Below are 4,844 nucleotides of genomic sequence, written 5' to 3'. Positions count from 1 at the left end.
GGAGCTCCAATAAGCTACACCACGCCGTGGGACACGATCTTGCAGCATTGGCCCCGCGCGATGCCTTCGACCAGCGCGTCCAGAGGTGCTGGATGATCAGGATATCGTCCGAAGCCATCGCGCTCATTCGCCGCGCATCAGGATCTGGCGCAGGTTGCGCTTGACTGTCCCTATAGTCGCAATGCCATAGCCATCCGGGTCCGGTGCATACTTGCGGAAACGCTCGGCAACCACGTCAAGCTGCCTGAGTATCCAACCTGCGTAAAGTTCGGGGTCGTCATTCTCCTCCGCAGTTGGTTCCAACGAGATGCTCTCCATGAAACGAACCGCAGCCAGTTCATCATGGCCGATGTTGTGCCCGGTGCGGTTGTCGGTCCAGTAGGGATCGCGCATGTGTGCGGCCGCCAAGGCGACTTCGGCGCGCAGCTGTTCCTCGAAAACCGCCCGGATACGCCTGGTGGTCCAATCCGCATCCGGGGGCAGGTGGAATTCTTCGTCCTCCTCCGGCTTGGGCTCTTCGCTTCCCGCCTGCATCCTGCCCTTGCCTGCGGCGACCAGCGCAGCTGACAGGATCACGCCGGCCCCGACCAGACCGATCCAGCCGGGCACCTCCCCTAGCAAGACGAGTCCGGCAAGCATGGCAAAGGGGAGCCGGAGGTATTCATAGGGCCCGACCACTGATGCCTCCGCCGCTTGCAGGGCCTTCACGTGGCACGCCATCGTGCCGAGGCCGAGCACGCCGACGGATAGCAGGATCAGAGCCTCGAAACCGGCCGGAGCCCTCCAGGACCAGATCGCCAGCGGCGCGGTGAAGGCAAGGCCGAGCACCTGACCATAGAACATGATGGTCAGCGGCGTTTCGGTGGCGGTCATGAAGCGGATGCTGACGATGCTTGCCGCAAACAACAGGGCTGCACCGATGCTGGCGGCAGCAGCAGACAGATCGGGCAAGGCGGCGGCAGGCTGGGCGATCCAGAGAACGCCGACAATGCCGAGAACCAGTGCGACCACTTTGCGCGTGCCAAATGGCTCCCCGAGCGCCAGCCACGCGATGACCATGATCCACAGCGGGCGTGTGAAGGACAGGGTGGTCGAGGTCGCCAACGGCAGCCGCGCGATCGCATAGATCGAGAGGATCAAACCGGCCGTGCCCGTAAGTGAGCGGAAGGTGAGCCAACGCCATTGCCGGGTGCGCAGCGGTTTGCCGCGCTGGTGCACCACAAAGGGCAGCAGCAGTGCGATCGCAGAGACCTCGCGCCACAGCAGAGTGACCGGCGCAGGCCAGCCCGGACCGATCCAGCGGATCAGCGTGGTCTCGGCCGTGTAGAATGCCGCGCAACCCACCATCCACAGCAGCCCGGTTCGCGGGTCGCTGCGCGGTGGCGCAAGGGGCGGGTTAGCGCTCAAGCCCGTGCACCATCGCCGATCCCGCCGCGGTCCAGTCAGCCGAGAACGGGCGTTCAATTCCGAGCGTATCGAGCATGAGCAGGCCGATCTCGCCGCCGATGGTCTCCATCAAGAAGGCGGGGAGCTGGCTGCCTGCGGCGCACCATCCGAAAATGGCGACTGGTCGATCATCACACTCTTCGAAAATCAGGCCAGTGTCATTGATGAAAAAGGTATAGCCGAGCGACCCGCTCTTTGAGATCAACCACGCCCCTGTAAACATCGCGCTTCGCAAAAGTGTTCGCGCCCGATTATCAAGACATCGCCGATAATGATCTCGGAGCTCCAGTTTTGCCTGATAACCCCACGTCGCCAGAGCCAGCTCCGCCAGATCGCGCGGATGGGTTGACCCCAGGGCTGCTACCCGGTCGACGTAGTCTGCCAACGCTTCCTGCGTCCAGTCACGTTGTTTGCAGGTGGCGGATTCCGGCATCGCGCGAAATGCGTCGACCATATCGGCGAGGTTGCAAGCGAGATGCGAATCCGGCGCGTGCCGCCGCAGCACCCGGTCAACCGCGTCCAGCCCGACCCGCGCGATCAATATGTCGGTCGCGGTCGCATCCGACGCGGTCAGAACCAGCTGGCACATCTGGTGCGGGGTCAGGCTGATCGCGCTATCGATCAGCTTGATGACCCCGCCAGCATTCACATGCTGTTCGGGGGCGATAGTGACCAGGCGATCCATTTCCTCCACATCGAGCGCATCGAACACCGCCATCACCAGCGCCAGCTTGAAGCAGGACCCGATCGGATAGCGACGCCGCGTCCCGATCTCCCATTCCCGCCCATCGCGAAGATCGCGAAGGTAAAGGTGGTGCAGGCGGGTGTGGCGACGGAACAGGGCGTCAATCTTCTCCAAGATGCTCAAGGCTCCTGTCCAGCGCTGCTGCAATGCCCAAATCCTCCGAGATTTGATGGTCGCTCTTCTGCGCTGCTATCTCGCGAAGGATTCCGCGAACAACATCGCCGACCAGGTATGCGACATCATTGCGATAGCCATTCTGGCGCTTGTGCACGAACCCCGCGACATGCAGCCATTCGTGGATCATGTGGCGCGCCGGGCTGATAGTGTCACCGGCTGTGGTGCAACGTTCGATGAACCAGGAGCCCGTTCGCCAAGGTAGTTTGCCCGGGACTGTCGAGCCAACCACAGGCTCTTCGATGGTTGGATCCTTTCTGATGGAAATGTCGATGATACCATCGGCTGCAGTTCCTCGCTCGATCCCGTCGCTTATGATCTGCACGATTTCGGTTGGCTTCAATGAGATTCTTCGGCCGCCCTCAAGACGGAAGTAGGTCTCTTTGTAAGGGGCCGTAAGCACCCGATCCCGAAACGACGGGAAGTTGACAGCCAATGCAAGAATATCGCGAGCGCGCCCGAAATGTTGTTGTTCTGCAAGGCTGAAATCCGACAATTCCAGAATGTTCACGCTGGTCGGCATGCATTTGCCCCCATCTTGTAATCATGAGTAGGTTCGCCGCCCGTTGTAATCAGCAAACCGGCTTGAAGCTTCCAAGATCAACGCCGCTGAAGCGCACGACAGCGCCTGGCCCGATATGGCTGCCGTCGAAGGCGAGGACCGACTGGAAAGCGGATACCAGCCGGTCATCGATCCGTTGCATCGGTTCGGGCGAAATGCTGTGATCCATGAAGATACTGCCGGTGCCGTTGGTCGCAAAAATCATCTCTTCCTCATAGATGCAGCTGGCTGGCGCGTTGGCAGGAAATTTCAAGCGGCGCGGACGCTGGATCGAGGTGTCGCCCATATTGCCGGTGTATTGGGGCGAGATCGCCTGAAAATACTCGAGATAGTAGATCTCGTTGCGATAGCTTGGCTCTCGGGCAATCCGCTCAACGTCGGGGCGGATACGCATGCGCACCCGCATGACCCCCGGCCCGGCCTCTTCTGCGCGCAGCTGAAACTGGAAGTGACCACGCTTCGTCGTCCATTCGCTCCACTCGGGAACAGCCGTATTCTCGGACGCAGGCGGCGGATTAGGCTGCATTGTCGCCTGCGCGAACGCCGTCGACGCCGCCGCGGTAAGGCCGAAAAAGATCAATGCTCGTTTCATCTCGATTTCCTCCTTGCATCATCCATCAGATATTCGACGATCATGTCGCCCACCGGAATGCCCATGTCGGTCTCCAGCGCGACGAAGTTCGAGGGCGGGTTGACCTCGAGAATGAAGGGCTGACCGGCCTGATCGATGATGATGTCGACCCCGGTGAAGGCATGGCCGCACGCCGTCCCGGCCGCGATCGCGAGCGCTTCGATATCGGGGCCAAAGCGCATCTGCTGCCCGCCTTCGCGATAGGGTAGCCCTCGAAAATCATCCTCGTGGATCGCGTATTTCAGCGATCCGATCACACTGTCACCCAGCACCACCAGCCGTGCCAGATGGTGCGGCGCGATATACTCGCGCAGGATAAACTCTCGCCCGGTCGTGCGCAGGAAATCCAGCACCGACCGCAGCGAGCGCATGGACTCCACGATCATCACGCCAATCCCGAGCGTGCCATCGCCGGCCTTGATCACCAGCGGAAAACCGCCGAGCGATTCAACGATGGCAGGCAGATTCTCATTGCTGGCTGGCAGTCGGTGGCAGGTGCGCGGGGCCGGGAATCCGTCACGGCTGAGCATGGCGCAATAGGCGGTGGTATCCCCGCCATTGGTGAACCAACGCGCTCCGCAGGTGCGGAATGTGCCGATATCCTCGCGCCATAGGAGCGTTTCCAATCGCACGCTGCCCCGCCCGGTATTGAACAGTATGTCGCCCGCCCGGAGCCTCGGCAGGTTGAGATAGTCGCAGGTCAGGCTGTCGAGCGCTCTGAACCCGATCCCGGCCCGCGCGCAGGCTTTGGCAATAATGTCACAGCGCGCCCTCGCACCGCCTGCCTCGCCCTCGTGCAGGGCATAGAGGGTGGTCATGTGGCCTCCGTCAGAAATCGGGCATAGATGCGCGGCGGGCCTGCGGGGACAATCGGCAGATCGATCATGCCGAGCGCCTCGCCAAGGAACGCCCAGCCATGGCGAAGCATCACCTCGTGCCGGAACCTGTTTGCGGCAACGCTGCCCCCCGTTGCCAGAATGCTTCGCGCGCCGTGGCGAAAGGGCTCGTTTGCCGCGAGCGAGTCAAGACCCGACGATAGCCCGGCCCCGCGAAAAGCCGGATCGACCACGAGGCGGCTGAACCAGGCGATGGGTGCAGGCAAATCATCGATCAACTTGCCGTAGATCGGCCGGTCAGGCAGGTCGTCGATGATCGCATGGATGGTGAAGCGGAACGCCGCCGCCATTTGGCCCTGCCGATAGACCACATGATGATGCGCGTCCGCGTCCCACGCGTCGATCCAGCGCTCTAGCCCGGATTATTCACCGGCCGGGTGATTTCGGGTT

General features: G+C 61.8%; 6 protein-coding genes. All 6 read right to left on the bottom strand.

Annotation, left to right across the window (positions count from 1 at the left end):
• Positions 1–123 precede the first annotated feature (123 nt).
• The 6 genes from CHU93_RS00195 to CHU93_RS00170 are packed head-to-tail and all read right to left on the bottom strand — an operon-like array spanning position 124 to position 4,744.
• Positions 124–1,407: a DMT family transporter gene (locus tag CHU93_RS00195; RefSeq protein ID WP_133064239.1), complete on the bottom strand. Its 1,284-nt coding sequence runs from the start codon at positions 1,405–1,407 to the stop codon at positions 124–126.
• On the bottom strand, positions 1,397–2,305 hold the full coding sequence (locus CHU93_RS00190; RefSeq protein WP_165768528.1) for a serine hydrolase: 909 nt from the start codon (positions 2,303–2,305) through the stop codon (positions 1,397–1,399). The genes CHU93_RS00195 and CHU93_RS00190 overlap by 11 nt, the downstream gene beginning before the upstream one ends.
• Positions 2,292–2,888 carry a hypothetical protein gene (locus CHU93_RS00185; protein ID WP_094472217.1) on the bottom strand — a complete coding sequence of 199 codons (597 nt, stop codon included), beginning with the start codon at positions 2,886–2,888 and terminating at the stop codon, positions 2,292–2,294. The genes CHU93_RS00190 and CHU93_RS00185 overlap by 14 nt, the downstream gene beginning before the upstream one ends.
• A gap of 49 nt (positions 2,889–2,937) precedes the next feature.
• Positions 2,938–3,519: a hypothetical protein gene (locus CHU93_RS00180; RefSeq protein WP_133064238.1), complete on the bottom strand. Its 582-nt coding sequence runs from the start codon at positions 3,517–3,519 to the stop codon at positions 2,938–2,940.
• Positions 3,516–4,376, bottom strand: coding sequence for an ATP-grasp domain-containing protein (locus CHU93_RS00175; protein WP_094472215.1), 861 nt, complete (start codon positions 4,374–4,376; stop codon positions 3,516–3,518). Before CHU93_RS00175 ends, CHU93_RS00180 begins: the two co-directional genes overlap by 4 nt.
• Positions 4,373–4,744 carry a hypothetical protein gene (locus CHU93_RS00170; protein WP_094472214.1) on the bottom strand — a complete coding sequence of 124 codons (372 nt, stop codon included), beginning with the start codon at positions 4,742–4,744 and terminating at the stop codon, positions 4,373–4,375. Before CHU93_RS00170 ends, CHU93_RS00175 begins: the two co-directional genes overlap by 4 nt.
• Positions 4,745–4,844: the final 100 nt, after the last annotated feature.

This window comes from Sandarakinorhabdus cyanobacteriorum (assembly GCF_002251755.1).
Taxonomy (GTDB): domain Bacteria; phylum Pseudomonadota; class Alphaproteobacteria; order Sphingomonadales; family Sphingomonadaceae; genus Sandarakinorhabdus; species Sandarakinorhabdus cyanobacteriorum.
This window is presented reverse-complemented; position numbering and strand designations above follow the sequence as displayed.